At 60.3% G+C, this 26,433-nt stretch carries 24 protein-coding genes and 1 riboswitch; of the genes, 15 read left to right on the forward strand and 9 right to left on the reverse strand.

Annotation, left to right across the window (positions count from 1 at the left end):
- The first annotated feature begins 12 nt into the window (after positions 1 to 12).
- The 7 genes from B5E43_RS03200 to B5E43_RS03230 all read left to right on the forward strand — a co-directional run bounded on the left by B5E43_RS03200 (position 13) and on the right by B5E43_RS03230 (position 7,173).
- The gene (locus B5E43_RS03200) at positions 13 to 1,437 is read left to right on the forward strand and encodes an amidophosphoribosyltransferase (protein ID WP_087393561.1); all 1,425 of its coding nucleotides are present in this window, start codon (positions 13 to 15) and stop codon (positions 1,435 to 1,437) included.
- Positions 1,438 to 1,455: 18 nt separating this feature from the next.
- On the forward strand, positions 1,456 to 2,499 hold the full coding sequence (gene purM / locus B5E43_RS03205) for a phosphoribosylformylglycinamidine cyclo-ligase (protein ID WP_087393563.1): 1,044 nt from the start codon (positions 1,456 to 1,458) through the stop codon (positions 2,497 to 2,499).
- 13 nt (positions 2,500 to 2,512) lie between these two features.
- On the forward strand, positions 2,513 to 3,142 hold the full coding sequence (gene purN, locus B5E43_RS03210; protein ID WP_087393564.1) for a phosphoribosylglycinamide formyltransferase: 630 nt from the start codon (positions 2,513 to 2,515) through the stop codon (positions 3,140 to 3,142).
- Between the two features lie 48 nt (positions 3,143 to 3,190).
- Positions 3,191 to 3,270, forward strand: a riboswitch (ZMP/ZTP riboswitch).
- A gap of 49 nt (positions 3,271 to 3,319) precedes the next feature.
- Entirely contained in the window at positions 3,320 to 4,030 is a 711-nt protein-coding gene (locus tag B5E43_RS03215; RefSeq protein ID WP_087393566.1) for an IMP cyclohydrolase, read from the forward strand.
- Positions 4,031 to 4,056: 26 nt separating this feature from the next.
- A complete protein-coding gene (locus tag B5E43_RS03220) occupies positions 4,057 to 5,229 on the forward strand; it encodes a phosphoribosylaminoimidazolecarboxamide formyltransferase (RefSeq protein ID WP_087393568.1) in 1,173 nt (390 codons plus the stop codon).
- 22 nt (positions 5,230 to 5,251) lie between these two features.
- Positions 5,252 to 6,508 carry a phosphoribosylamine--glycine ligase gene (gene purD, locus B5E43_RS03225; protein ID WP_087393570.1) on the forward strand — a complete coding sequence of 419 codons (1,257 nt, stop codon included), beginning with the start codon at positions 5,252 to 5,254 and terminating at the stop codon, positions 6,506 to 6,508.
- Positions 6,505 to 7,173: an HAD family phosphatase gene (locus tag B5E43_RS03230; RefSeq protein ID WP_087393572.1), complete on the forward strand. Its 669-nt coding sequence runs from the start codon at positions 6,505 to 6,507 to the stop codon at positions 7,171 to 7,173. The genes purD and B5E43_RS03230 overlap by 4 nt, the downstream gene beginning before the upstream one ends.
- A gap of 82 nt (positions 7,174 to 7,255) precedes the next feature.
- Here B5E43_RS03230 and B5E43_RS03235 read toward each other — a convergent pair whose 3' ends face one another.
- The gene (locus tag B5E43_RS03235) at positions 7,256 to 8,116 is read right to left on the reverse strand and encodes a LysR family transcriptional regulator (RefSeq protein ID WP_087393574.1); all 861 of its coding nucleotides are present in this window, start codon (positions 8,114 to 8,116) and stop codon (positions 7,256 to 7,258) included.
- A gap of 121 nt (positions 8,117 to 8,237) precedes the next feature.
- On the opposite strand from B5E43_RS03235, the gene B5E43_RS03240 reads away from it, so the two are divergent.
- Positions 8,238 to 9,269 (forward strand): YeiH family protein, encoded by a 1,032-nt coding sequence (locus B5E43_RS03240; RefSeq protein ID WP_087393576.1) that lies wholly within the window; start codon positions 8,238 to 8,240, stop codon positions 9,267 to 9,269.
- Positions 9,270 to 9,436: 167 nt separating this feature from the next.
- Here the strand turns inward: B5E43_RS03240 and nifJ are convergent, their stop codons facing one another.
- Positions 9,437 to 12,985, reverse strand: a complete 3,549-nt coding sequence (nifJ, locus tag B5E43_RS03245) for a pyruvate:ferredoxin (flavodoxin) oxidoreductase (RefSeq protein ID WP_087393578.1) — start codon at positions 12,983 to 12,985, stop codon at positions 9,437 to 9,439.
- A gap of 377 nt (positions 12,986 to 13,362) precedes the next feature.
- Between nifJ and B5E43_RS03250 the strand changes: the two genes are divergently transcribed.
- From B5E43_RS03250 to B5E43_RS03260, 3 genes are all read left to right on the forward strand, one after another.
- Positions 13,363 to 14,871, forward strand: coding sequence for a YifB family Mg chelatase-like AAA ATPase (locus B5E43_RS03250; protein WP_087393580.1), 1,509 nt, complete (start codon positions 13,363 to 13,365; stop codon positions 14,869 to 14,871).
- A 106-nt stretch (positions 14,872 to 14,977) separates the two neighbouring features.
- Complete coding sequence (thiI, locus tag B5E43_RS03255) at positions 14,978 to 16,144, forward strand: tRNA uracil 4-sulfurtransferase ThiI (protein ID WP_087393582.1); 1,167 nt, start codon at positions 14,978 to 14,980, stop codon at positions 16,142 to 16,144.
- Positions 16,145 to 16,161: 17 nt separating this feature from the next.
- Positions 16,162 to 16,734: a GNAT family N-acetyltransferase gene (locus B5E43_RS03260; RefSeq protein WP_087393584.1), complete on the forward strand. Its 573-nt coding sequence runs from the start codon at positions 16,162 to 16,164 to the stop codon at positions 16,732 to 16,734.
- A gap of 62 nt (positions 16,735 to 16,796) precedes the next feature.
- Here the strand turns inward: B5E43_RS03260 and B5E43_RS03265 are convergent, their stop codons facing one another.
- The 4 genes from B5E43_RS03265 to B5E43_RS03280 are packed head-to-tail and all read right to left on the reverse strand — an operon-like array spanning position 16,797 to position 20,105.
- Positions 16,797 to 18,263 (reverse strand): HAMP domain-containing sensor histidine kinase, encoded by a 1,467-nt coding sequence (locus tag B5E43_RS03265; RefSeq protein WP_242964688.1) that lies wholly within the window; start codon positions 18,261 to 18,263, stop codon positions 16,797 to 16,799.
- A 45-nt stretch (positions 18,264 to 18,308) separates the two neighbouring features.
- Positions 18,309 to 18,809 carry a hypothetical protein gene (locus B5E43_RS03270; RefSeq protein ID WP_087393586.1) on the reverse strand — a complete coding sequence of 167 codons (501 nt, stop codon included), beginning with the start codon at positions 18,807 to 18,809 and terminating at the stop codon, positions 18,309 to 18,311.
- Positions 18,810 to 18,819: 10 nt separating this feature from the next.
- Positions 18,820 to 19,494 (reverse strand): response regulator transcription factor, encoded by a 675-nt coding sequence (locus B5E43_RS03275; protein ID WP_087393587.1) that lies wholly within the window; start codon positions 19,492 to 19,494, stop codon positions 18,820 to 18,822.
- 14 nt (positions 19,495 to 19,508) lie between these two features.
- Complete coding sequence (locus tag B5E43_RS03280) at positions 19,509 to 20,105, reverse strand: hypothetical protein (RefSeq protein ID WP_087393589.1); 597 nt, start codon at positions 20,103 to 20,105, stop codon at positions 19,509 to 19,511.
- Positions 20,106 to 20,304: 199 nt separating this feature from the next.
- Here B5E43_RS03280 and B5E43_RS03285 point away from each other — a divergent pair, with 199 nt between their 5' ends.
- Entirely contained in the window at positions 20,305 to 21,471 is a 1,167-nt protein-coding gene (locus B5E43_RS03285; RefSeq protein WP_087393591.1) for a hypothetical protein, read from the forward strand.
- Entirely contained in the window at positions 21,468 to 21,791 is a 324-nt protein-coding gene (locus tag B5E43_RS03290) for a hypothetical protein (protein WP_087393593.1), read from the forward strand. Before B5E43_RS03285 ends, B5E43_RS03290 begins: the two co-directional genes overlap by 4 nt.
- 38 nt (positions 21,792 to 21,829) lie before the next feature.
- Here the strand turns inward: B5E43_RS03290 and B5E43_RS03295 are convergent, their stop codons facing one another.
- The 3 genes from B5E43_RS03295 to B5E43_RS03305 all read right to left on the reverse strand — a co-directional run bounded on the left by B5E43_RS03295 (position 21,830) and on the right by B5E43_RS03305 (position 24,524).
- The gene (locus B5E43_RS03295; RefSeq protein ID WP_087393594.1) at positions 21,830 to 23,815 is read right to left on the reverse strand and encodes a heavy metal translocating P-type ATPase; all 1,986 of its coding nucleotides are present in this window, start codon (positions 23,813 to 23,815) and stop codon (positions 21,830 to 21,832) included.
- Positions 23,816 to 23,885: 70 nt separating this feature from the next.
- Entirely contained in the window at positions 23,886 to 24,107 is a 222-nt protein-coding gene (locus B5E43_RS03300) for a heavy metal-associated domain-containing protein (protein ID WP_087393596.1), read from the reverse strand.
- A 57-nt stretch (positions 24,108 to 24,164) separates the two neighbouring features.
- A complete protein-coding gene (locus tag B5E43_RS03305) occupies positions 24,165 to 24,524 on the reverse strand; it encodes a metalloregulator ArsR/SmtB family transcription factor (RefSeq protein WP_087393598.1) in 360 nt (119 codons plus the stop codon).
- A gap of 197 nt (positions 24,525 to 24,721) precedes the next feature.
- Here B5E43_RS03305 and B5E43_RS03310 point away from each other — a divergent pair, with 197 nt between their 5' ends.
- Positions 24,722 to 25,258, forward strand: a complete 537-nt coding sequence (locus tag B5E43_RS03310; protein WP_087393600.1) for a nitroreductase family protein — start codon at positions 24,722 to 24,724, stop codon at positions 25,256 to 25,258.
- 120 nt (positions 25,259 to 25,378) lie between these two features.
- Positions 25,379 to 26,398: a DUF4358 domain-containing protein gene (locus B5E43_RS03315; protein ID WP_087393602.1), complete on the forward strand. Its 1,020-nt coding sequence runs from the start codon at positions 25,379 to 25,381 to the stop codon at positions 26,396 to 26,398.
- Positions 26,399 to 26,433: the final 35 nt, after the last annotated feature.

The raw sequence follows: 26,433 nt of genomic DNA on the forward strand, positions 1-26,433 counted from the left end.
GGAGGAACACAATTGGGAGGCTTTTTCGGCGCCGTCTCCAAGCGGGACGTTACCCTTGATATTTTCTTCGGAGTGGACTATCACTCGCACCTGGGCACCCGCCGGGGCGGCATGCTCATCCATGACGCCAAGGACGGATTCCAGCGGCAGATCCACTCCATCGAGAACACCCCCTTCCGTACCAAATTCGAGAAGGATCTTTCCGATTTCCACGGCTGCAGCGGCATCGGCTGTATCAGCGACACCGATCCCCAGCCCCTGCTGGTGCGCTCTCACCTGGGGCTGTACGCCATTACCACCGTGGGCATCATCAACAACTCCGAGCAGCTCATCCAGCAGTATTTCTCCGACCACGGCCACCAGTTTATGGCCATGAGCTCTGGGAAAGTCAACGCCACTGAGCTGACCGCCGCCCTCATCAACCAGAAGGACGATCTGGTCTCTGGCATTCTCCATGCCCAGGAAGAGATTCAGGGCTCTTTGACCCTGCTCATCCTCACCGACAAGGGAGAGATCATTGCCGCTCGGGACAAGCTGGGCCGTCTGCCCGTGCTGGTAGGCAAAAACCAGGAGGGGCACTGTGTCTCCTTCGAGTCCTTCGCTTACCACAAGCTGGGCTATGAGGACGCCTATGAGCTGGGGCCTCGGGAGATCGTCCGCATCACCCCCGAGGACTGCCAGACCCTCTCCCCCGCTGGGAAGGAGATGAAGATCTGCGCCTTCCTGTGGACCTACTACGGCTACCCCAACTCCAACTACGAGGGGGTCAACGTGGAGGTCATGCGCTACCGCAACGGAGAGATCATGGCCCGGGACGAGATCGGCCGGGGTCTGCTGCCCAAGGTGGACTACGTGGCCGGTGTCCCCGACTCCGGCGTCCCCCACGCCATTGGCTTTGCCAACCGCAGCGGCAAGCCCTTCGCCCGGCCCTTCGTGAAATACACCCCCACCTGGCCCCGCTCCTTCATGCCCACCAACCAGGAGGTGCGCAACCAGGTAGCCAAAATGAAACAGATTCCCGTCCCCGAGCTCATCCAGGGCAAGAAGCTCCTCTTTGTGGACGACTCCATCGTCCGGGGCACCCAGCTGCGGGAGACGGTGGAATTTCTCTACGAGTCCGGGGCCGAAGAGGTCCACATGCGCTCGGCCTGCCCCCCCATCATGTACAGCTGCAAGTACCTCAACTTCTCCCGCGGCAACTCGGACATGGACCTGCTGGCCCGCCGGGTGGTCCAGGAACTGGAGGGGGACGAGGGACAGCAGCACCTGGAGGAGTACGCCGACGGCACCACCGAGCGTGGCAAGTGCCTGCTGCAGTCCATCTGCGAAAAGATGGGCTTCGACTCCCTGGGCTATCAGTCCCTGGATGGCCTGCTGGAGGCCATCGGCCTCGACCGGGACAAGGTGTGCACCTACTGCTGGAGCGGGAAAGAATAATTCACGGAGGTTTTGGATATGAAAAACTCCCATTCGGAATCCTACGCCGCTGCCGGCGTGGACGTCACCGCCGGCTATGAGGCGGTGGAGCGCATCAAGCCCATGGTGGAATCCACCTACATCCCCGGGGTGATGGGCACCCTGGGTGGCTTTGGCGGCATGTTTGCCCCCGACCTGGCCGGGATGAAGAAGCCGGTGCTGGTCTCCGGCACCGACGGCGTGGGCACCAAGCTGCGCCTGGCTATGCTGCTGAACAAGCACGACACCATCGGCATCGACTGTGTTGCCATGTGCGTCAACGACATCATCTGCGGCGGGGCCTCCCCCCTGTTTTTCCTGGATTACATCGCCTGCGGCAAAAATGACCCGGTGCGCATCGCCGAGATCGTCTCCGGCATCACCGAGGGCTGCCGCCAGTCTGAGTGCGCCCTGGTAGGCGGCGAGACCGCCGAGCATCCCGGCCTGATGCCTGATGAGGACTACGACGTGGCCGGGTTCTCCGTGGGCATTGTGGACGAGGAGAAGATCATCGACGGCAAGAAGCTCTCCCAGGGTGACGTTCTCATCGGCCTGGGCTCCACCGGAGTCCACTCCAACGGCTTCTCTCTGGTTCGGAAGGTGCTGGACGTAGAGCACGCCGACCTCACCTCTCCCCGCCCCGAGCTGGAGGGCAAGAGCTTGGGCGAGACCCTTCTCACCCCCACCCGCATCTATGTCAAGGCTATTAAGGCCCTGCTGAAGGCGGGCGTGGACATCCACGCCGTCAGCCACATCACCGGCGGCGGCTTCTATGAGAACGTGCCCCGTATGATGACCGACGGCCTCACCGCCCGCATCGAGCTGAACACCTTCCCCCGCCTGTCCATCTTTGACCTTATTCAGAAGGCTGGAAACATCCCTGAGCGGGACATGTACAACACCTTCAACATGGGCCTGGGCATGCTCCTGGCCGTCCCCGCCGCCCAGGCCGGGCAGGCCCTGGAGATCCTCCAGGCCGCCGGCGAGCGGGCCTACCAGGTGGGCTCCGTGGTGGAGGGAGACGCCGGCGTAGAGCTGGTATAAGGAGGCGATCCCCATGCCGAAACGGATTGCGGTCCTGGTCTCCGGCGGCGGGACCAACCTCCAAGCCCTCATCGACGCCCAGAACCGGGGAGAGATCGTCAACGGCCTCCTCGCCGCTGTCATCTCCTCCAATCCCAAGGCCTATGCTCTGGAGCGGGCGGAGAAAGCGGGTATCCCCCACTTTGTGGTCTCCCGGAAGGACTACCCCTCCAACCAGGCCATGACCCAGGCCCTGGTGGATAAGCTGCGGGAGCTGAACATCGACCTGGTGGTGCTGGCCGGTTTTATGGTCATCCTCACCCAGGAGATGGTGCAGGCCTATCCCAACGCCATCCTCAACGTCCACCCCGCCCTTATCCCCTCCTTCGCCGGACCCGGCTGCTATGGCCTCCACGTCCATGAGAAGGCTTTGGAATATGGGGTAAAGCTCTCCGGCGCCACCGTCCACTTCGTCAGCGAGGAGTGCGACGGCGGACCCATCGTCTCTCAGAAGGCGGTGGAGGTCCTCCCCGACGACACCCCGGAGATCCTACAGAGGCGGATCATGGAGCAGTGCGAGTGGAAGCTGCTGCCCCAGGCCGTGTCTCTGTTCTGCCAGGATCGGCTGCGGGTAGAGGGCCGCACCGTCCGCGTATTGGACTGATTTTCCCGGAACACCAATCCCCTTTGGCGCGCCGGACTCACATCTAAAACCAAGCGGTATGACTGACGGAAGTGGATGAAACCACAGGGAGTACCGCCTCTGGAACGCCGACCGTCTGGGCGCACCTCGTTTGTTCCAAGCGTGGTGCGCCCTTTTTGCAAAAAAAGGAGGACATGTATGAAGACCCTTGACCTCAACGAGATCCTGACCAGCCACCCCTACCCCGGCCGGGGCATCGTCCTGGGCCGCACTGCCGACAACAAGAAGGCCGCCGTGGCCTACTTCATCATGGGCCGCAGCGAGAACAGCCGCAACCGGGTCTTTGAAGAGACCGAGGACGGCATCCGCACCAAGGCCTTCGACGAGAGCAAGATGACCGACCCCTCCCTCATCATTTACCACCCCGTGCGCATCCTGGCCGACGGCTCCACCATCGTCACCAACGGCGACCAGACCGACACCATTCGGGACCACATGCTGGAAGGACACTGCTACCGCCACGCCCTGCGCACCCGGGAATTTGAGCCCGACGGCCCCAACTACACCCCCCGTATCTCCGGCCTGGTCAACCCCGACGGAAGCTATTACCTGTCCATCCTCAAGAGCCTGGACGGCGATCCCGCCTGCTGCTGCCGCTACTTCTACGAGTACGACAAGCCTCAGGCCGGCGTGGGCCACTTCATCCACACCTACCAGGAAAACGCCGAGCCGCTGCCCTCCTTTGAGGGAGAGCCCCGCCGGGTGGCCATCTCCGCCGCCGACGCCCAGAGCTGGGCTGAACAGCTGTGGAAGAGCCTAAACAAGGACAACAAGGTCTCCCTCTACGTCAGCCTCATCGACCTGGCCACCGGAGAGCGGGACACCGTCATCGTCAACAAGCACGGCTGAAATTTGGGAAAGGAAGTTATACTGCTATGACCGAACTGGAACTGAAATACGGCTGCAACCCCAACCAGAAGCCCGCCCGCATCTTCATGGAGGAGGGCGAGCTGCCCCTCCAGGTGCTCAACGGCAAGCCGGGTTACATCAACTTTATGGACGCCCTCAACTCCTGGCAGCTGGTCAAGGCCCTGAAGAAGGCCACCGGCCTGCCCGCCGCCGCCTCCTTTAAGCACGTCTCCCCCGCCGGTGCCGCCCTGGGCCTGCCCCTCACCGATGTGGAACGCCACATCTACTTCGCCCCCGAGGGGGAGCTCTCCCCCATCGCCTGCGCCTACATCCGGGCCCGTGGCGCCGACCGGCTGTGCTCCTTCGGAGACTGGGCCGCCCTCAGCGACGTGTGTGACGCCGACACCGCCCGGTTCCTGGCCCTGGAGGTCTCTGACGGCATCATCGCCCCCGGCTACACCGACGAGGCCCTGGCCATCCTGAAGACCAAGCGCAAGGGCGGCTACAACGTGGTCCAGATCGACCCCGACTACACCCCCAAAGCAGTGGAGCGCCGGAACATCTTCGGCATCACCTTTGAGCAGGGCTACAACGACCTGGACATCAACGAGGACATGCTCCAGAACATCGTCACCGCCAACAAGGACCTGCCCCAGCAGGCCAAGCACGACATGCTCCTCTCCCTCATCACCCTGAAGTACACCCAGTCCAACTCCGTCTGCTATGTGAAGAACGGCCAGACTCTGGGCGTGGGTGCCGGCCAGCAGAGCCGCATCCACTGCACCCGCCTGGCGGGCAACAAGGCGGACATCTGGTGGCTGCGCCAGCACCCCAAGGTTCTGGGCCTGCAATTCGTGGATAACATCCGCCGCCCTGACCGGGACAACGCCATCGACATCTACATCTCCGACGAGCACGACGACGTCCTGGCGGAAGGCGTGTGGCAGAACACCTTCAAAGTCAAGCCCGAGGTACTCACCCAGGAGGAGAAGCAGGCCTGGATTGCCCAGCTCTCCGGGGTGACCGTGGGCTCCGACGCCTTCTTCCCCTTCGGGGACAATGTGGAGCGGGCCCGGAAGTCCGGCGCCCAGTACATCGCCCAGCCCGGCGGTTCCATCCGGGACGACCAGGTCATCGCCACCGCCGACAAGTACGGCATGGTCATGGCCTTCACCGGCATCCGCCTGTTCCACCACTAATTCAGAAGGAGAACGCATCGCTATGAAGGTTTTAGTTGTAGGCGGAGGCGGCCGGGAACACGCCATCTGCTGGAAGCTGGCCCAGAGCCCCAAGGTCACAGAGCTCTACTGCGCCCCCGGCAACGCCGGCATTGCCCAGGTGGCCACCTGCGTCCCCATTAAGGCCACCGACGTGGAGGCCATGGTGGCCTGGGCGAAGGAGAACGCCATGGACTTTGTCATGGTGGCCCCCGACGATCCCCTGGCCCTGGGCATGGTGGACGCCCTGGAGGCGGCGGGTATCCCCGCCTTCGGCCCCCGGAAGAACGCCGCCATCATTGAGGCCAGCAAGGCCTTTTCCAAGGAACTGATGAAGAAGTACCACATCCCCACCGCCAAGTATGAGACCTTTACTGACCTTGACAAGGCCCTCTCCTACATCCAGGAGCAGGGGGCTCCCATCGTGGTCAAGGCGGACGGCCTGGCCCTGGGCAAGGGCGTGGTTGTGGCCTCCACCGTAGAGGAGGCCCAGAAGGCCGCCCGGGAGATGATGGAGGACAAGAAGTTTGGGGAGAGCGGCTCCACGGTGGTCATCGAGGAGTGCATGGTGGGCCCCGAGGTCACCGTACTGGCCTTCTGCGACGGGGAGCACCTGGTGCCCATGCTGTCCTCCCAGGACCACAAGCGGGCCTACGACGGCAACCAGGGCCCCAACACCGGCGGCATGGGGGCCTTCTGTCCCTCCCCCAAGTACACCCCCGACCTGGCCAAGACCTGTATGGAGCAGATCTTCCTGCCCACAGTGGCCGCTCTAAAGGCGGAGGGCCGTCCCTTCAAGGGGGTCATCTACTTCGGCCTGATGCTCACCCAGAACGGGCCCAAGGTGGTGGAGTACAACGCCCGCTTCGGCGATCCCGAAACCCAGCCCATCCTATCCATGCTGGACAGCGACCTGATGGATATTTTTGAGGCCTGCGTCAACGGCACCCTGGACCAGGTGGACATCCGCTGGAAGAAGGGGGCCGCCTGCTGCCTGGTACTGGCCTCGGGCGGCTATCCGGTAAAATACCAGAGCGGCTATCCCATCTCCGGTTTGGAGGAGGCGGGCAAGTCCGCCACCGTGTTCCACGCCGGCACCAAGAAAGGCGAGGATGGGGCCATCCTTACCGCCGGAGGCCGGGTGCTGGGGGTCACCGCCCTGGGCGACACCCTGGAGCAGGCCATTGCCAACGCCTATGCCGCCGCCAAACCCATCTCCTTCCAGGACATGCACTTCCGCACGGACATCGGCAAGGTATGAGCGAACTGAATCTACAGGGCGTCGTTTTTGACGTGGACGGCGTCCTCTTCGACACTGAGCGGCTGTGCCAGAATGTTTGGATCACGCTCAGCCGTGAGATGGGCTGGCCCGAGGCCGGAGAGCGCTACCTGGAGTTTGTAGGCCAAAACCGCACCGATATCCGGGCCAAAATGCTCCGCTTCTGGGGGCCGGAGTTCCCCATGGAGCAGTTTCTCCAAACCTGTTCCCAACGCTCCCAGGCCCGCATTGAGCGGGACGGCGTGCCGATGAAGCCCGGTGTGGTGGAAATTTTGGACTTTTTACATGAAAAGGGTATTCCCATTGCCCTGGCCACCTCCACCGGACAGGAGCGCACCCTGCGGCGGATGGAGCTCACCGGACTGGGCCACTATTTCCAGGCCATCGTCACCGGTGACATGATCGAGCACAGCAAGCCAGACCCGGAAATCTATCTGGTGGCCTGTCAGCGTCTGGGCACTGACCCCGGACACACTCTGGCTGTGGAGGACTCCCGCAACGGCATCCTCTCCGCCCACGCCGCCGGCATGCCGGTGGTCATGGTCCCCGATCTCATCCCGCCCACCCCTGAGCTGGAAGAGATGATTTGCTGCCGCTGTGACAGCCTGCTCACGCTGAAGCAACAGCTGGAAGCGAGCCTGCCCTGATTTCTAATTTTCAATAAAAATCCCCTTCCGTACCCGCAAACCGGGACACGGAAGGGGATTTGTTTTGCTTCCTGCGTTCCAATTACTGTATCCAGTCTGCCCAGGCGCTGGAAAACAGATTATCCTTTAGACACACAAAATAAAAGGCTCCGCCCATGGGGATCCCCTCTAAATCAAAACGAGCCAAGGTCCCCTGCTCCAGCTCCTTTTCCACCACCGGGGCATACAAAAATGATACCCCTAAGCCGTCGGCCACCAGGGATTTGATGGTGGAAAAGTCGCTGATGGTCACTACATTCGGAAAGCCGTACAGGGCATAGTTCTGCCGGTGGAGTGCTTCTTCAAAAATCGCCCGTGTCCCGGACCCGGACTCCCGGACAATCAGTCGCTCCCCCGCCAGCTCCTCCACCGGCACCACCCGTCCGGCCAACCGATGCCCCGAGGGACAAACCCCAAAAAATTCTTCCTTCCGATAGAGCGTGGATTCATACCGGTCCCGCTGAAAAAATCCCTCCACCAGCGCAAAATCCAGCCGACCTCCCTCCAATTCCTGGAGTAATACGGAGGTATTATCCACCATAAGGGAAAAGGTAGCCTCCGGATGGGCACGGAGAAACTTCTCCACTTTGGGAGCGATGACATATTCCCCGATGGTTTTGGATGCCCCCACCCGCAAGGACATGGGCACATCCACGGCCATAGCCTCCTCCACCTTCTGGCTGTTATAGGCCAAAGACCGGGCCAGCTCCCGCAAGCGCAGCCCCTGCTCCGTGAGCCGGAGCACCTTCCCCTCATACACAAACAGCCGGCAGCCGTAGTGCTCTTCCAAATACCGGATATGGTGGGTCACTGCCGGCTGGGTCAGACACAGCCGCTCCGCCGCCCGGGTATAATTCATGGTCTCACACAGGATTAAAAAGGTATTCCAGCGAGGGTCCAACATGGTACATCACCCATTAAAATAATTTATGGATACATTAGGATTCTTAATTTTATTTTATCAATAATCTGGTTTATAATCAAGATGTCCATAGGAAAAATATAGAACGAAAAGAGAGATAACGATGGATTTCTTGAAAAAAGTCGGCCCTGGTGTGGTGCTGTGTTTGATTCTTGCCATTCCCAGCTTTTTGTTGGGCCGTGTCTTTCCCGTCATCGGCGGCCCTGTGATTGCTATTTTACTTGGCATGGTGGTCTCCCTATTCCTCTACGAGAGAACCCGTTACCAAGCGGGCATCGCCTACACTTCGAAAAAAATTCTGCAGTATGCAGTCATCCTTCTGGGCTTTGGCCTGAATCTGTCCGAGATCGCAAAGGTGGGCGCTCAGTCCCTGCCCATTATCTGCTCCACCATTGCCACCTCGCTGCTTACCGCCTTCCTGCTGCGAAAATACCTCACCATGCCCAACAACATTGCCGTTCTGGTGGGAGTGGGTTCCTCCATCTGCGGCGGCTCCGCCATTGCCGCCACCGCCCCTGTCATTGGGGCGGATGATGAGGAAATCGCCCAATCCATCTCCGTTATCTTCCTCTTCAACATTTTAGCGGCTCTGATCTTCCCCACTCTGGGCGGCGTCCTTGGAATGACCAATGACGGATTCGGTCTTTTTGCCGGTACCGCCGTCAACGATACCTCCTCCGTCACAGCGGCCGCCTCCACCTGGGACACCCTTCATGGCACCAACGGGGCCGTGTTGAAATACGCCACCATTGTCAAGCTCACCCGCACCCTGGCGATCATCCCCATCACGCTGGCGCTGGCTTTCTGGCGGACCTGGCGGGCCAAACAGGGCGACAACACCACCACCGGCTCCTTCAGCCTGAAAAAGGTGTTCCCCTTCTTCATCCTGTTCTTTGTCCTAGCCTCCATCATCACGACCCTCTCCACTCTGGCCGGTGCCGACCCCGCCATTTTCCAGCCTCTGAAGGAGCTGTCCAAGTTCTTTATCATCTTGGCTATGGCAGCCATCGGTCTGAACACTGACCTAGTCAAGCTGGTGAAAACTGGTTCCAAGCCCATCCTTCTGGGAGCCAGCTGCTGGGTGGGAATCACCGTTGTCAGCTTATCTATGCAGCACCTGTTGGGTCTGCTGTAATTTCAGCATCCCAGTTTCCTTACCTTTTCCCGCCACCGGCTCAGCCCGGCGGCGGGACTTTTTCGTATAGACAAAGTTACTTTTCTGGGTGAGTGGTTTCCTTCCACGAAAAAGCCCGGGCAGACCATATGGTCTGCCCGGGCTTTTATTCTTGGATTTCGCAGGAATTACTCCTCGCCGTACATCTTCTCCAGACGGGTCAGCTTGTCGTAGCGCTTCTTGGCGGTCTCCTCGTTCAGAGCGAAGAGCTCCTTGGCGCGGTCGGGGAAGGAACGGGTCAGGCTGGAGTAGCGGGCCTCGTTCATCAGGAACTCCTGATAGCCGCCAGCGGGGGCCTTGGAGTCCAGAGTGAAGGGGTTCTTTCCCTCGGCCTTGGCGGCGGGGTTGAACCGGAACAGGTTCCAGTAGCCGCACTCCACGGCCTTCTTCATCTCGGACTGGCAGTTAGCCATGCCGCCCTTGATGGAGTGCATCTCACAGGGAGCGTAGCCGATGATCAGAGAAGGACCATGATAGGCCTCGGCCTCAGCAATGGCCTTCAGGGTCTGGTTGGGATTGGCGCCCATAGCCACCTGAGCCACATAGACGTAGCCGTAGGTCATGGCGATCTCAGCCAGGGACTTCTTGGCCACGGTCTTACCGGCAGCAGCGAACTGAGCCACCTGGCCGATGTTGGAGGCCTTGGAAGCCTGTCCGCCAGTGTTGGAGTACACCTCGGTGTCGAAGACGAAGACGTTTACATCCTCGCCGGAAGCCAGGACGTGGTCCACACCACCGAAGCCGATGTCGTAAGCCCAGCCGTCGCCGCCGAAGATCCACACGGACTTCTTGGACAGGTAGGACTTCTCAGCCAGAACGGCCTTGCAGTCAGCGCAGCCGGCAGCGGCGCCCTTCTCCAGCTCAGCAACCAGAGCCTTGGTGGCAGCGCCGTTGGCGGAGCCATCCTCCTTGGTATCCAGGAAGGCCTGAATAGCGGCCTTGGCCTCGGCGGGAGTGGCCTCGGCAGCAGCCATGGCCTCCAGCTTGGCGATCAAGCGGTTGCGGATAGCCTTCTGGCCCAGGTACAGGCCCAGACCGTGCTCGGCGTTATCCTCGAACAGGGAGTTGGCCCAAGCGGGACCATGACCCTCGGCGTTGGTGGCGTAGGGAGAGGTAGCAGCGGGGCCGCCCCAGATGGAGGAACAGCCGGTGGCGTTGGAGATATACATCCGGTCGCCGAACAGCTGGGTGATGAGACGGGCATAAGCGGTCTCGGCACAGCCGGCGCAGGAGCCGGAGAACTCCAGCATGGGCTTCTTGAACTGGCTGCCCTTCACGGTCAGGTCGGCCACATCCTCCTTGACGGAGACGTTGGCAACCATGTAGTTGAACACGTCCTGCTGAGCCAGCTCCTCCTCCTGGTTGACCATGGTCAGAGCCTTGGTGGGACACACGTTGGCACAGACAGAGCAGCCCATACAATCCAGGGGGCTGATGGCGATGGAGAACTTGTACTGGCCCTTGCCCTTGCCGGCCTTCACGTCCACGATCTTGGCGGCGGCGGGGGCGTTCTTGGCCTCCTCCTCGGTCAGGGCGAAGGGACGGATAGTGGCGTGGGGGCAGACGTAAGCGCACTGGTTGCACTGGATACACTTGGTGGAATCCCAGGTGGGCACGGAGACGGCCACGCCGCGCTTCTCATAGGCGGCAGCGCCCAGCTCGAAGGTGCCGTCCACGTGGTCCACGAAAGCGGAAACAGGCAGGCTGTCGCCGTCCATACGGTCCACGGGCTCCAGGATGTTCTCTACCATCTTGATCAGCTTGGCGGGACCGGTGAGCTTGCTCTCCTTGGGCTCGTCCACGGCGTTCTTCCAGGACTCGGGCACCTCGTACTTCTTGAAGGCGGTGGCGCCGGCGTCGATGGCCTTGTGGTTCATGTCCACGATGTCCTGGCCCTTCTTCAGGTAGGAGTGAGTGGCGGCATCCTTCATGTACTGGATAGCCTCAGCCTCGGGCATCACCTTGGCCAGAGCGAAGAAGGCGGACTGGAGAATGGTGTTGGTGCGCTTGCCCATACCGATCTCCCGGGCCAGGTCGATGGCGTTGATGGTGTACAGCTGGATGTTGTTCTCCGCGATGTAACGCTTGGCGTTGGCGGACAGGTGGTGGGCCACTTCCTCGTCGGACCACTGGCAGTTGATCATGAACACGCCGCCGGGCTTGACGTCACGGACCATGGGGAAGTCCTTGGTCACGTAGGAGGGGTTGTGGCAGGCCACGAAGTCGGCCTTGTTGATGTAGTAGGGGCTCTTGATGGGCTTATCGCCGAAGCGCAGGTGGCTGATGGTCACGCCGCCGGTCTTCTTGGAGTCGTACTGGAAGTAAGCCTGCACGTACTTGTCGGTGTGGTCGCCGATGATCTTGATGGAGTTCTTGTTGGCGCCCACGGTGCCGTCGCCGCCCAGGCCCCAGAACTTGCACTCGATGGTGCCCTCGGCAGCGGTGTTGTGAGAGGTGGTCTCCTCCAGGGAGGAACCGGTCACGTCGTCCACGATGCCGATGGTGAAGTGGTTCTTGGGCTCAGCCTTGGCCAGGTTCTCATACACGGCGAACACGCTCTTGGGAGGCGTATCCTTGGAGCCCAGGCCGTAACGGCCGGCCACAACGGTCTTGTCGGTGATGCCGGCGCCGGCCAGAGCGGTGATGACGTCCAGGTACAGAGGATCGCCCAGAGCGCCGGGCTCCTTGGTGCGGTCCAGAACGGCAATCTTCTTGGCGGTGGCGGGGATAGCGGCGATCAGCTTGTCGGCGCGGAAGGGGCGGTACAGACGGACCTTGATCAGGCCCACCTTCTCCCCGTGAGCGTTGAGGTAGTCAATGACCTCCTCAGCCACGTCGCAGATGGAGCCCATGGCGATGATGACCCGGTCGGCATCGGCAGCGCCGTAGTAGTTGAACAGCTTGTAGTCGGTGCCCAGCTTGGCGTTGATCTTGCCCATGTACTCCTCTACGATCTCAGGCAGAGCCTCGTAGTAGGGGTTGCAGGCCTCGCGGTGCTGGAAGAAGATGTCGCCGTTCTCGTGGGAGCCGCGCATGGTGGGGTGCTCGGGGTTCAGAGCGCGGGCACGGAAGGCCTCCACGGCGTCCATGTCCACCATCTCGGCCAGATCCTTGTAGTCCCAAATGGCGATCTTCTGGATCTCGTGGGAGGTGCGGAAACCGTCGAAGAAGTTGATGAAGGGGACGCGGCCCTTGATGGCGGACAGATGAGCCACGGGAGCCAGGTCCATAACCTCCTGCACGTTGCCCTCAGCCAGCATGGCAAAACCGGTCTGACGGCAGGCCATCACGTCGGAGTGATCGCCGAAGATGTTCAGAGACTGGGCAGCCACGGTACGGGCGGAGACGTGGAACACGCAGGGCAGCAGCTCGCCGGCGATCTTGTACATATTGGGGATCATCAGCAGCAGGCCCTGAGAGGCGGTGTAGGTGGTGGTCAGAGCACCGGCGTTCAGAGAGCCGTGCACGGTGCCGGCAGCACCGGCCTCAGACTGCATCTCGATGACCTTCACGGTGGTGCCGAAGATATTCTTCTGGCCCTGAGCCGCCCACTGGTCCACATAGTCGGCCATGGGGCTGGACGGAGTGATGGGGTAGATGCCGGCTACCTCGGTGAAGGCGTAGCTGACATAGGCTGCCGCATTGTTGCCGTCCATGGTTTTGAACTTTCTTGCCATAGAGTTCCCTACTTTCTTCCTTATTTGGTCGGACCGGCAGCGAGAACCGCCTGTCCATATTCCATACAGAACTGCCGCTTCTTCCGTCATATGCATATGCATACATCGCTTATAATCTTTATAAGCGTTTGACTATAACTGCACATGACAGTACCGCTCCCCGGCAGTGGGGAGCGGAAACGTCTATTTCGACGCCCATAAGTGTATCACTTTTCCCTCCATTTGTAAATCCAAAGAATGAAATTTTTCTTGCTTTTTCTAGGGCATAACGCCCAAACCATAAGGAAAATGCCATAGGGTCCATTGCATTTCCTCAAAAAACCAAGTACAATGGTTTTATTACTTCGTTCCCTAATTTTGGAAGGAGGACGAACGTCTTGGTCTTTACCGTTCGCTCCCTGGGACTGCACGGTATTTCTGGCTATCCCGTTTTAGCGGAGTGCGACCTGTCCGCCGGACTGCCGGCCTTCACCATTGTCGGCCTGCCCGACGCCGCCGTCAACGAGGCCCGGGACCGGGTCCGCTCTGCCATCAAAAACTGTGGCTTCACCTTTCCCGTCAGCCGGATCACCATCAATCTGGCTCCCGCCCACGTAAAAAAAGAGGGTACCCTCTATGACCTGCCCATTCTGGTGGGCATTTTAGCGGCGGGGGGACAGCTCCAGGTCAAGCAGCCAGACTGCGCCTTTCTGGGGGAACTATCCCTGTCCGGACAGCTGCGCCCCTGCGCCGGTATGCTGCCCATGGCCCTTCGGGCTAAGGAAGAGGGCATCCGCGCCCTGTTCGTTCCGGAGGACAACGCCCCTGAAGCCACCTTGGCACAAGGGCCTGACATCTACCCCGTTCGGGATGTGGGACAGCTGGTCCGCCACCTGTCGGGCGAAGAGCTCATCTCCCCCGCCCGTCCCTGGGTCCCCGCCCCCCAGGACACTGCCCTGCCCAATTTTTCCCAGGTCAAGGGCCAGGAGCAGGCCAAGCGCGCCCTGGAAATTGCCGCCGCAGGCGGGCACAACATCCTGCTTTCCGGCCCCCCAGGCTCGGGCAAATCCATGCTGGCCCGCCGCCTGCCCGGCATTCTCCCCGGCATGACCCGCCAGGAAGCCCTAGAGGCCACCCAGGTCCACTCCGTTATGGGTCTGACCTCTCCGGAGCATCCCCTCATTGACGTCCGCCCCTTCCGCTCCCCCCACCACACCATCTCTTCCATGGGGATGGCGGGCGGGGGCAGCAATCCTAAGCCGGGGGAAATCTCCCTGGCTCACCAGGGGGTCCTCTTTTTGGACGAGCTGCCCGAATTTCCCAAAGAGGTGCTGGAGGTGCTCCGCCAGCCTCTGGAGGATGGGCAGATCCAGATCTCCCGGGCCTCAGGCACCGTCACCTACCCCAGCCGCTTTATGCTGGTGTGCGCTATGAATCCCTGCCGCTGCGGCTGGTACGGCCATCCCTCCGGCCGGTGCCGCTGCACTCCAGCTGAGGTAAAAAAGTACCTCTCCCGCCTCTCCGGTCCCCTGCTGGACCGCATCGACCTCTTTGTCCAGGTGGACGCCCTGGACTTTGACGAGCTGGCCCACCGCCAGCCCTCCCAGTCCTCCGCCACCATACGCGCCCGGGTAAATGAAGCCAGAAGCCGCCAGCGGGAGCGCCAGCACGGCGCCTCCAACGCCGGTCTGGACCGGGATGGGCTGGACCAGTTCTGTGGACTGGACGAGGACGGCTTGCGTCTGATGAAGGGGGCCTTTGACCGGATGGGACTGACCGCCCGGAGCTATGACCGTATTTTAAAGGTAGCCCGCACCATCGCTGACCTGGACGGCAGCCCGGGCATCCAGTCCTTCCATCTGGCGGAGGCCCTGCAGTACCGGCCGCCGGAATACCTGCGGCGGTAAGTACCGCTTGTTTTGGGCGTTGTCTTCTACCGCTCTGGACAGGACACAGGATTTTCAGTATAATGACCGAGAACCCTTCAATTCCGTGGAAAGGAACCAATATAATATGAATGAAATGATTTTGCTCAAGCTGGGCGAACTGGTCCTCAAGGGCCTGAACCGCCGCAGCTTCGAGGATAAACTTCAGGCCAATATCCACCGCCGTCTCAATGGGCTGGGACAATTCCGCGTCTATACCCGCCAGTCCACCACCTATGTGGAGCCCATGGACCCCTCCTGCGACATGGACGGGGCCTGGGAGGCCATGAAGAAGGTCTTTGGCGTGGTGGGCCTGAGCCGGGCCCGGGCCTGCGAAAAGGACAAGGACGCCATCCTGGCCGCCTGCCGGGAGTATTTGGACGGCCCTCTCTCCTCCGCCCGCACCTTTAAAGTGGAGACCAAGCGGGCGGATAAAACCTTCCCCATGACCTCCATTCAGCTCAGCCAGTATGTGGGGGGCGAGCTGGACGAGTTCTACCCCAACCTCCAGGTGGACGTGCACCATCCGGAGCTGACGGTATATGTGGAAATCCGGGATTATGCCGCCTTTGTCCATGCCGATCCGGAGCCCGGAGCGGGCGGACTGCCTGTGGGCATCAACGGCCGGGCGGTGGCCCTGCTCTCCGGCGGCATTGACTCCCCCGTGGCCAGCTACATGATCGCCAAGCGGGGCGTCGCTCTAGAGATGGTCCACTTCTTCTCCTACCCCTACACCTCCCCTGAGGCCAAAGACAAGGTGCTGGAGCTGGCCCGTCTGCTCACCCCCTGGTGCGGCCATCTCACCGTCCATGTAGTCCCCTTCACCGCCATCCAGGAGGAGCTGCGCCGGTCCTGCCCGGAGGAGCTGTTCACCATCATCATGCGCCGATTCATGATGCGCATTTCCCAGGCGGTGGCCAAGCGGTGCGGAGCCAAGGCCCTGGTCACCGGAGAATGCCTGGGACAGGTGGCCAGCCAGACCATGGAGGCCATGGCGGTCACCGGAAGCGTAGTGGAGCTGCCCATCCTCCGTCCCTGCGTGGGAATGGACAAGGAGGAGATCGTCCAGGTGTCCCGGAAGATCGGCACCTATGACACCTCCATCCTGCCCTATGAGGACTGCTGCACCGTCTTTACCCCCCGTCACCCCCGTCTGCGCCCCCTGCCCGGCGAGGTGGAGCTGGCCGAGTCCAAGCTGGACATTGAGTCCATGGTCCGCCAAGCGGTGGAGGGCATTGAACGGGTGCGGGTCTGACCGGGGAGGGCTGACTGATGTCCATTCGTCTGGCCCGGCCGGAGGACAGCGCCGCTCTGCTGTCCATCTACAGTCAATACATCCGCACCCCCATTACCTTTGAATATGACCTGCCCACCCAGGAGGAATTTGCCCAGCGCATCTCCTCCACCCTGGAACACTACCCCTATCTGGTGTGGGAAGAAAAGGGAGCCTTGCTGGGATACGCTTACGCCCACCCGGAGCGGGAACGGGAGGCCTACCAGTTCAATTCAGAGCTGTCCATCTACCTGGACCGCGCCGCCTCCGGCCGGGGCATCGGCCGCAGGCTGTACTCCGCTTTAATGGACCTACTGGTCCTTCAGGGGGTAAAGACCGCCTACGGAGTGGTCACCGACCCTAACCCAGCCAGCGAGGGACTGCACCAGTCTCTGGGCTTTCGACGTGTCGGCCTTCACCGGAACACCGGATTTAAGGACGGGAAGTGGTACGACGTCATCTGGTTTGAAAAGGACCTGGCTCCTTACATCCCCGATCCCACACCGGTGATCCCCTTTCCCCAGCTGTATGACCAGGCGGTAGCAGATGTTCTCTCCCGCCACTCCCTTTGATGCACGAAAAACCCCCGGAAGGGAACCGCAGTTTGGTTCCCCTCCGGGGGTTTTGTCTTATTTTAAGAAGCTGCCTGCTCTCCTTCCGGGGGTGGGGCGGAAATGGTGGGGAGGACAAAGGTGATCCGGGTTCCCACATCCACCCGGGACACCACCTCGAACCACCCTCCGTGGTGGTCAATGATCCATTTGGCAATGGACAGCCCCAGCCCTGTCCCTCCCGTTTTCCGGTCCCGGGACTGGTCGGTGCGGTAAAAGCGCTCAAAGATATGGGGAATCCCCTGGGGAGGAATGCCCATCCCCTCGTCCTGCACCGTCACCCGGGCATAGCCCTGGCTCTGGGTCACCCGCAGGTACACCCGGCCCTGTGGGGGGCTGTACTTGATGCTGTTGTCCATGAGGATGCGCATGACCTGCTTCATAAGCCCCGGATCGGCGAACACCGCCACCGGCTCCTCCCCCCAGCAGGGCAGAAGAGTCCGCTGGGGATGAATCATCTCCTCTGCACGAATAACCTCTCCCGCCAGACCCGTCAGGTCTAACCGCTCTTTTTTCACCGGCTGGGAGTCGTTGTCCCCCCGGGCCAAAAACAGCAGCTGTTCCACCAGTCGCTCCATGGAGGCAGCCTCCCCCCGGATGGCATCGATGGATTCCTGTAGCGCCTCCGGGTCCGACTTCCCCCACCGGTCCAGCAGGGCGGCATACCCCTGTATGACCGCAATAGGGGTGCGCAGCTCATGGCTGGCATCGGAGACAAACCGCATCTGGGCGCTGTAAGCCCGGTTGACCCGGTCCAGCATGTCGTTGATGGACTGGGCCAGAGAGCGCAGTTCCTTCTGGGTCGCCGGCAGGTCAATCCGGCTGTCCAGGTGCTTGGCGTTGATCTTGTCCAGCTCGTCCGCCAAATTCTCCAGCTCCCGGCGGGACATATGGGTCATGGAGTTCAGGCGGGCCGCCGTGGAGGCCAGTTCCTGAATGGGGCGCAGCACCCTTCGAATGGATCGCCGGTTTCCAAACAGGTTGGACACCAGCGCCAGCACCTGACACACCAACAGCACAATGCCTGCCCAGTACAGGGTGGCAAACAGCCCCGTCAAACTCACCTGGATGGCATAGGGGCTGCCGTTGTTGGACTGCTCCACCCGGTAATACTGGGTCAGATCCCAGGTGCGCAAGCCGTCGGCAATCTCCGGCCGGACGGGCAGCCAGGAGAACACGGTCACATGATAGCCCTCCGGCTCCCGGTCCAACGGCTGAATGGTATAGTCACTGGCCTCCATCCAGGCCAGAGCCTCCTGGGTAGGCACACCCCGCTCCTCTACGAGAGCGGCCACATCCGCGCAGCGGTTTTCCGCGTACAGGACCAGGCCTGCCATAGCCAATACCACCAGAACCAGGTCCATTACCAAAAAAATTCCTAGCTGACGCAGGAAAAATCCTATATTCAGCCGCAGTGCCAGGGAGGAATCCCGAACCGCTGTGATGGGATCTGTAGGGGGTGGGGACTGAAATCTCCCCTTTCGTTCCACTGCCGGCACCTCCTCTCAGGAGGACTGCTCCTCCCTTTTGCTTGGTCAGCGGGGCTGATTTTTCAGCCAGGTCCGCACCTCATCCAAATTTTGATAGGCCACATAGCTGCCGCCCCGGACTAAAAAGTCCAGCTGCTCCTGCTCCTGGGGCGTGCGCATTCCCTTTGCCAGCAGCGCTTTTCTGGCCGACCGGGTTACCATATTCACCATCCGGCGCTTCAGCCACCCCACCTTTTTTGGGGCCCAGCCCCCCTGTAGGTAAAACAGAGGGAGATCGGACAGATAATTGGCCCGGCGCATCCGGTTCATCACATCCTGTCCCGGAGGGCTCATCCCCACTCCACATACCGCCTGAAGGGAAAACCGCTTGTTGGCCTCGTCCAGACCGCTGATGTGCCCTGCCATCAGCGGGCCAAGAAACAGCACCTTTTCTCCCTTGGGCGGCTGGTCCTGGTCGAGGGCGTAGACCTTCATCTTCTCCGCCTTTCCCAGCATCTGGGCATATTCCTGGGTAAAGCCTGTATTGGACTGATACACAATAACCATAATTCTCCCCCTATTCTTCCCGGATGACATAGCCCACTCCGCGGACGGTGTGGATCAGCTTCACCCCAAAGGCCTCGTCAATCTTGCTGCGCAAAAACCGGATATAGACATCCACAGAGTTCGTCTCCCCGATAAAGTCAAAGCCCCACACACTGTCCAGCAGCGCTTCCCGGGTGAGCACCCTGCCCTTATTTTCCAGCAGATGGCGCAGCAGGTCAAACTCCTTCTTGGTCAGTTCCACCTCCTGCCCCTTCACTGTAACCTGGTGACGCGCCACATCCATGGACAGCTCCCCGGCTGTGAGCACCGGATTGTCCTTGCCTGCTCTTCCCCGGAGAGCCGCCCGGATGCGGGCTAGCAGCTCTTCAATGGCGAAGGGCTTGGTAATATAGTCGTCCGCCCCGGAGTCCAGGCCGGATACCTTATCCATCACGCTGTCCCTGGCGGTCAGCATGATCACCGGCACCTGGCTCTCCCGCCGCAGCCGGCGCAGCACCTCCATGCCCGACAGCTGGGGAAGCATGATATCCAATAAAATGAGGTCAAATTCCCCCGACCGCGCCCGGTCCAGACCGGTACGTCCGTCAAAGGCCTTTTCTACCTCATAGCCTTCGTACTTTAGCTCCATCTCTACCATACGGGCCAGCTTTTCCTCGTCCTCTACCAACAAAATCCGCTCTCCCATGGCCGGAGTTCACCTCACTGATCGTCCCGTTTTTTCGAATATTTCTCGTGCTGGCTGCGCAGCTCCTCCACCACCTGCCGTCCCAGGTCAGCCGCGGTATCTGCCACGCTCCCCATCACCTGGTTGATGCTCTCCCGCTCCAGATCCGGGCCCGAAAACCGGTAACGGAACCCAAAAAACAGTCCCAGCAGCAGTGCAGGTACGGTGATATAAAAGGCCGCAATAACCAGCAAAATCAAAATCAGCACCGGAAGAGCGGTGACCGGCTGGTCCTGCCGCCAGATCTCCAACTCGTTATCCAGCAGCAAATAGCGCAGCCGACGCAGCAGATTTGGTCGCTCTCCCTGTTGTTTCTTCCCCTTACGGGCTTCCTTTTTCCCCTTTGTCTGAGGGGCAGAGACCACAGGAAGCACCTGCTCCGGCGCTGGCGGCACCTCGCTTCTGGTGGAGTAATAGGACCCCTCCGGGCGTGGGATTACCCCCTGCTCCTCCAGATAGATCAGTGCATCCAACAGATTGCCCCCGCTGTATTCCAAAGCCTGCTTGGCCTGGGCATAACTCACATTCGCCTTTTCCCGCAGACGCTCCACCTGCTCCAAGGTAATTTCCATCGAAACGGCTCCTTCCTTTCCAGCCGCTCACGGCTCATTGCAGGAGTATCTTACCACAACCGGGTTGAAAGAGGGTTGACCCTATATTAAAATCCCATTAAATCACCCCCTGTTCTTCCCAGATCCGGGGCGCTTGCCCATCCGATTATACTATGTTATAATTTGCTTGGCAACCAATCTTACTCCTGGAGGTGTACCCATGAGACAGGCCTTCCGGTCCATTCTTCCCAAGCTCCTGGCGCTGGTTCTGTGTGTGGGGCTTCTCCTTCCCGTTCCAGTTTCCGCCGCCGACCTCTATTTTACGTCGGTCAATGACCGCCTGCTTCCCCTCACGTCCGACACCATGCCCCTGTGGTCAGGCGGACTGCTCTATGTGCCATACAACGTCTTTAGCCGGGAAGTTTCCGGCGTGGATCTGGACATCAGCACCAGCTACAGCCGGGAATCGGGAACCGTCACCTTCTACCGCACCCGGCAGATCCTGGTGTTTGATCTGAAAGCCGGCAACTCCCGGGATGATATCACCGGTGAAATTTACTATGCCAAGGCCATTATCCGAAACGGAAAGCCCTATGTCCCGTTAAATATGGTCTGCAACTTTTTCGGACTGGCCCGCTCCTATACCGCCATTGACCAGGGCTACCTGGTACGGATCAAAAACGATTCTGTGGTCCTTTCTGACGCCGATTTTATTGACGCAGCAGGGGAGCTGATCGAGCGCAGAGTTCGGGAGTATAACCAGAGCCTAAACCCCTCTACCGACACCTCGACTTCCCCGGTCACTCCGGACCCCACCCCAACCCCGGAGCCTGAGACGCCCTCTGAGTCCACCACCGATAAGCGCACCTACCTGGCCTTTCGGTGCCACAGCGCCGACCAGCTGACCTCCATTCTGGACACCTTGGACGATCAGGGTGTGTTTGGTATGTTTTTCCTTACTCCCCAGGCTTTGGAGGAGTCCGGTCTTCTGGTTCAGCGGATACTGGGCACCGGCCACAGCATTGGTCTTTTGGCAGAGGGGACCGATTTGGAATATACCCGCTACCTGCTGGAACAGGGTAACCAGCTCCTGCAGCTCACCGCCCACACCCGCACCACTGTGGCCTATGTCCCCAGCGCCCACCGAAGCGCCCTGGAGGAGGAGGGGTGGGTGTGCTGGTCGGAGACCAAGGTTCTCTCCCCCTCCGACTCTGTGGGGGCCAACACTTTTGCCTCGTCCACCGTCCGCAGTTTAGCACGGTACTCGGGCAGCGTCTACCTCACCATGGACGCCGATGAAAACACCGCCCGGGTCCTCTACTCCCTCCTGCGCCAGCTGGAAAGCAACCACTTCATTCTGACCACCCCTCTGGAGACACGCCTATGAGACAAGTCATCCTCAATCAAGAGACCCTCTGTCCCCCGGATTTACGTCCCCGTCTGGCCCAGCTCACCCGGCATCTCCAGGCCCGCTTGCAGGATTTCGGTCCCGGCGGGCCTCAGGTTCTCTCAGCTGACCAGGACCGTGGGCGCGTCGAGGTCCGCTTTCCCGGCCACAACACCGCTCAGGTTTTGCAGCAGCTGGAATCCCAGGAGGTTACGGGGCTGTTAGAAGGGGAGACCGCCGTCTTCCTTCTCTCCGCCAACACTCCATTTGAGGACCTGGACTATCTGTGGGGAAGTCTGTTCTCCGTATTAAGCGAATAAAGGAAAGGGCTTCCGTTGAAAAACGGGAGCCCTTTTTCTTACCGTATCTTTCCCAGCATCCGGCTGGCATTTAAAATGGCAATGACTGACACGCCCACATCCGCAAAGACGGCCATCCACATGTTGGCAAGGCCCACGGCGGACAAGGCCAAGACCAGGAACTTGACCCCCAGGGCGAAGACAATGTTTTGCCGGACTATGGCCAGGGTCTTCCGGGCAATGCGTACTGCCGCAGACAGCTTGGTCAGATCGTCGTCCATCAGCACCACGTCGGCGGCCTCGATGGCGGCGTCGGAGCCCATAGCACCCATAGCCACCCCGATGTCGGCCCGGGAGAGCACCGGAGCATCATTGATACCGTCCCCCACAAAGGCCAGCCGTTCCTCCGGCTTTTTCTCCTCCAGTAGCCGCTCCACCCATGTTACCTTATCTTGGGGCAAAAGCCCTGCATGGATCTCATCCAGGCCCAGCTTCCGGCCTAGGGCCTCCCCCACAGCAGGAATATCTCCTGTGAGCATGACCGTGCGGCGCACGCCCGCCTGCTTCAGCTCCCGGATGGCCTGGGCAGCCTCCTCCTTCTCCCGATCCGACACCTGGATCCATCCGGCATACCGGCCTTCCAGTGCCACGTGAACCACGGTGCCCTCCTGTCCGGGATTTCGCTCCCAGTCCGCCCCGGCCTGTTCCATCAGCTTATCATTGCCTACCCAGACCGAGCAGCCGTCCACCACCGCCTTGATGCCGTGGCCGGCCTCCTCCTCCGCCCCGGCTGCCCGCTCCCAATCCAGATTTTCGGGAGCCGCGGAACGGATGGATCGGGCGATGGGGTGATTGCTCCACTGTTCTGCCAGGGCAGCCAGAGTGAGCAGCTCCTCTTCCGTCATCCCCTGGGGATGGACCTGGGTGACGGCAAACTGTCCCCGGGTGAGGGTTCCGGTTTTGTCAAAGACCACGATTCCCACTTGGGCCAGCGCTTCTAAGTAATTGCCCCCCTTGACCAGGATACCCTGTCGGGACGCTCCCCCGATCCCACCGAAAAAGCTCAGCGGAATGGAGATTACCAGGGCACAGGGGCAGGAGACCACCAGGAAGATCAGGGCCCGATGGACCCACATCATCCATTCACCCGGCCCCAGACTAGGAAGCAGTCCCAGCCCCAAAGCGTCATCCGCCAGCTTACAAACCGGCGGCAGAACAGCCAGCGCCAGAGCGGCAAAGACCACTGTCGGAGTATAGTACCGGGCAAATTTTGTGATAAAATGCTCTGCCTTGGCCTTTTTGGCGGCAGAGTTCTCCACCAGGTCCAGAATCTTGGCTACCGTGGACTCCTCGTAGGGCCGGCTCACCGTTACCCGGAGTACTCCGGTGAGGTTGACACAGCCACTGACCACCTCCTGTCCGGGCTCCACATCCCGGGGCAGGGATTCTCCCGTCAGGGCCGCGGTATCTAGGGCGGAGGTTCCCTCGGTCACGGTGCCGTCCAGCGGCACCCGCTCCCCCGGCTTGATGACGATGATATCCCCCACCGCCACCTCCTCCGGGTCCACTTGAACAAGAGTGCCGTCCCGCTCCACATTGGCATAGTCGGGCCGGATATCCATCAGCTGGGCAATGGACTGGCGGCTGCGGGAGACTGCCACACTCTGAAACAGTTCCCCCACCTGGTAGAAGAGCATGACCGCCACGCCCTCTCGATACTCTCCACAGCCAAAGGCCCCCACCGTGGCCACCGCCATGAGAAAGTTTTCATCAAAGACCTGGCCGTCTTTGATGTTTCGAATGGCCCGCCACGCCACATCCCAGCCGATCACGGCGTAAGGGATGAGATAGGCCGCTCCCGTCAGCCACCCGGGAGCGTACCGGGCCACCGCTCCGTTCTGGGACACGGCAGCAGGCGCCAGGGGCAGCCAGGACAGCCAATCCGGCAGCAGCCAGGCAGTATCGGGCTCCAACACCCAAACCAGTACCAACAGTCCTGCTGCCAGGAGAATCCGCAAAAGGGTCTTTTTTTGTTTCCTCGTCATACTCGCCCCGTCCTTTCCCAGGCCTCTCTCCGGGGAGTGCCTGGGTTTGAAAGTTTCTCCACCGGTTTCTTTACTTCACCACGACCTGGCAGTCCGGCTCCACCTTTTTGCAGGCCTTCACCGCCTGGGCCACGATCTCATCAAACCGTTCGTCATCGGCCTCTAGGGTCATCTTTTGGGTCATGAAGCTGATATTCACCGCCGTCACGCCCTCCAGCTTTCCAATGGCCTGCTCCATCTTAGCCGCACAGTTAGCACAATCCAGATCAATCATACGAAAGGTTTTTTTCATGACAGACACTCTCCTTGTATTTTTCTCCGATCACTGACTCTGCCGGGCCCTGCCCCGTTACTCCAGAATATGCTCCATGCCCTGGGAAAGAATGCTGATCACGTGCTCATCAGCCAAGGAGTAATATACCGTCTTTCCCTTTCGGCGAGACTTCACCAGTTTGCTTCCCTTCAGCACCCGCAACTGGTGGGACACCGCGCTTTGCGTCACCTCCATCAGGCTGGCAATGTCGCATACGCACAGTTCTCCCTCTAATAAGGCATACAGAATTTTTACTCGGGTACTGTCCCCAAAGATCTTAAACAGCTCCGCCAGGTCATACAGCACCTCGTCCTGAGGCAGCAACCTCCGCACCTGTTCCACCGCGTCTGTATGCACCTGTATCTCTTCACAGCAGGGCGGCTCCCGTCTAGCCATGTTTTCTCACCTCTTTACATGTGAACATGTATTCATATGTTTGATCTAAACATATCACGACTCACCTCCCTTGTCAAGAGGAAATTGGGCTGGAGACTGGTATTTTTTCTAAGGTGCTGGTATAATGGGGAAGTCCCTAATGAGCCCCGTCCCGCAGTCATAATGCGGGACTCCGTTTTCAACAAAGGAGCCTGGTTATGAACAAGAACATGGACCTTTTAAATTTGATTTTGGACCGCCGCAGCTGCAAGGAGTATCAGCCGGAGCCCCTGGACCGGCCCACTCTGGCCGCCATTGTGGAGGCGGGGCGCTATGCCCCCAGCGGCATGAACCGGCAGATGAACCACTTTTATGTGATTACAGACAATGCCATTCTCTCCTCTATTTCCCGTCTGGTCAGCGAGAAGCTGCCTGGCTTTGAGGGGCGGGACTGCCGCTACGCCGCCCCCGCCCTGGTGGTGGTAGCCAACCGGAAAGACAACCCCATGGCCCTCCAGGACGCCTCCTGCGCCATGGAAAACATGATGCTGGCCGCCTGCGCGGTGGGGGTTGCATCTCGGTGGATCAATCAGCCCTTCGCTCTCAGCGACGACCCTGACCTGCGCGCCCTGATCGGAGTGAAGGACGAGGAACGGGTCTGCGCCAGCCTGGCTCTGGGCCGCCCTGTCGGCCCCCTCTACCCCGGACGCACGGAGCGCACCGGCAATCTGGTCACCTGGGTATCCGGCCAGTGAGAAAAAAATTTTTTGTTCCAGGTGGAACCTTTTGGGGGAAATCTGCGTCAAACCCATTGCTGACACAAAAGTGGTCAATTTGACACTCAATTTTTGACCCCCGAAAGGAGTTCACTTTTTATGAAACGTCGTTCTTTTTCCCTGATCCTGGCCTGCGCCGTCTCCCTGGCTCTGCTTGCCTCCTGTGGCAATGGTGCCTCCTCCAGTCAGAGCAGCACTTCCTCTGACCAGAGCAGCGTCTCCTCCAGCCAGACCGGCGCCACCTCCAGCGACACCTCTTCCGACCTCTCCCTGCCCGGCAGCAGCAGCTCCGTGGAAGGCTCCGCCTCCTCCAGCAGCTCCAGCAGTTCCAGCCAGGGCAGCGCTATTAACGAGCCCTCTATCCCCGCTCCTGAGCAGACGGCTATGACCCTCAACCGGGTGGACTTCTCCCTGTTTACCGTGGGCTCCACCTTCCGTCTGAAGGCGGCCAACGTCCCCGAGGGAGAAAAAGTGACCTGGTCTTCCAGCAATGAGAAGGTGGCCACCGTTGGTGAGGACGGCACCGTTACGTATGTGGCCCCCGGCTCGGTCACCATTACCGCTGTGGCCGGTGACCAGACCGTCACCTGCAAGGTCTACTGCAAGGCCCAGGAGGAGTCCAAGCCCGAGGGCTCCGGTTCCTCCAGTTCCGGCGGCAGCAGCTCTTCCAGTGGCAGTTCTTCCTCCAGCGGCAGTTCCTCTTCCAGCGGCAGCTCCTCCAGTTCCTCCCAGGTGGATTTGGCCTCCTTCTATTCCACCGTCTCCTCCACCTATAACGTCCCCGGCTCCTCCGAGCCCGTGGACAGCCAGCTGATGGAGCAGTATTTTGCTGGTCTCTCCGCTGTCAAGACCGAGCAGTGCCTGGTGTATCTGAACATGCTGTCCATGAATATGGGTGAGATCGCCCTGGTTCAGGTCTCCGACTCCAAGGATGTGGACACTGTAAAGTCCATCTTCCAGACCCGCATCGACAACATGATCAACGGTGGGGCCTGGTATCCCGAGCCCACCCGCCTGTGGACCGAGGACTCCCGTGTGGTGTCCAACGGCAACTATGTGATGATGATTGTCAGCGAGGACTGTGACAGCATCGTCAAGGACTTTAATGCTCTGTTTTAATTTTAAACATTTTCGGCATACTACCCTATAAAGCT

This window comes from Flavonifractor sp. An100, assembly GCF_002161175.1.
Taxonomy (GTDB): Bacteria; Bacillota; Clostridia; order Oscillospirales; family Oscillospiraceae; genus Lawsonibacter.

Coding starts and splice junctions, on each gene's coding strand:
- B5E43_RS03235 (WP_087393574.1), bottom strand. CDS start 8,116: ATGTTGGACCCTCGCTGGAATACCTTTTTAATCCTGTGTGAGACCATG.
- B5E43_RS03260 (WP_087393584.1), top strand. CDS start 16,162: ATGTCCATTCGTCTGGCCCGGCCGGAGGACAGCGCCGCTCTGCTGTCC.
- B5E43_RS03285 (WP_087393591.1), top strand. CDS start 20,305: ATGAGACAGGCCTTCCGGTCCATTCTTCCCAAGCTCCTGGCGCTGGTT.
- nifJ (WP_087393578.1), bottom strand. CDS start 12,985: ATGGCAAGAAAGTTCAAAACCATGGACGGCAACAATGCGGCAGCCTAT.
- B5E43_RS03230 (WP_087393572.1), top strand. CDS start 6,505: ATGAGCGAACTGAATCTACAGGGCGTCGTTTTTGACGTGGACGGCGTC.
- B5E43_RS03220 (WP_087393568.1), top strand. CDS start 4,057: ATGACCGAACTGGAACTGAAATACGGCTGCAACCCCAACCAGAAGCCC.
- purN (WP_087393564.1), top strand. CDS start 2,513: ATGCCGAAACGGATTGCGGTCCTGGTCTCCGGCGGCGGGACCAACCTC.
- thiI (WP_087393582.1), top strand. CDS start 14,978: ATGAATGAAATGATTTTGCTCAAGCTGGGCGAACTGGTCCTCAAGGGC.
- B5E43_RS03215 (WP_087393566.1), top strand. CDS start 3,320: ATGAAGACCCTTGACCTCAACGAGATCCTGACCAGCCACCCCTACCCC.
- B5E43_RS03290 (WP_087393593.1), top strand. CDS start 21,468: ATGAGACAAGTCATCCTCAATCAAGAGACCCTCTGTCCCCCGGATTTA.
- B5E43_RS03275 (WP_087393587.1), bottom strand. CDS start 19,494: ATGGGAGAGCGGATTTTGTTGGTAGAGGACGAGGAAAAGCTGGCCCGT.
- B5E43_RS03305 (WP_087393598.1), bottom strand. CDS start 24,524: ATGGCTAGACGGGAGCCGCCCTGCTGTGAAGAGATACAGGTGCATACA.
- B5E43_RS03240 (WP_087393576.1), top strand. CDS start 8,238: ATGGATTTCTTGAAAAAAGTCGGCCCTGGTGTGGTGCTGTGTTTGATT.
- B5E43_RS03310 (WP_087393600.1), top strand. CDS start 24,722: ATGAACAAGAACATGGACCTTTTAAATTTGATTTTGGACCGCCGCAGC.
- B5E43_RS03270 (WP_087393586.1), bottom strand. CDS start 18,809: ATGGTTATTGTGTATCAGTCCAATACAGGCTTTACCCAGGAATATGCC.
- purM (WP_087393563.1), top strand. CDS start 1,456: ATGAAAAACTCCCATTCGGAATCCTACGCCGCTGCCGGCGTGGACGTC.
- purD (WP_087393570.1), top strand. CDS start 5,252: ATGAAGGTTTTAGTTGTAGGCGGAGGCGGCCGGGAACACGCCATCTGC.
- B5E43_RS03295 (WP_087393594.1), bottom strand. CDS start 23,815: ATGACGAGGAAACAAAAAAAGACCCTTTTGCGGATTCTCCTGGCAGCA.
- B5E43_RS03300 (WP_087393596.1), bottom strand. CDS start 24,107: ATGAAAAAAACCTTTCGTATGATTGATCTGGATTGTGCTAACTGTGCG.
- B5E43_RS03315 (WP_087393602.1), top strand. CDS start 25,379: ATGAAACGTCGTTCTTTTTCCCTGATCCTGGCCTGCGCCGTCTCCCTG.
- B5E43_RS03280 (WP_087393589.1), bottom strand. CDS start 20,105: ATGGAAATTACCTTGGAGCAGGTGGAGCGTCTGCGGGAAAAGGCGAAT.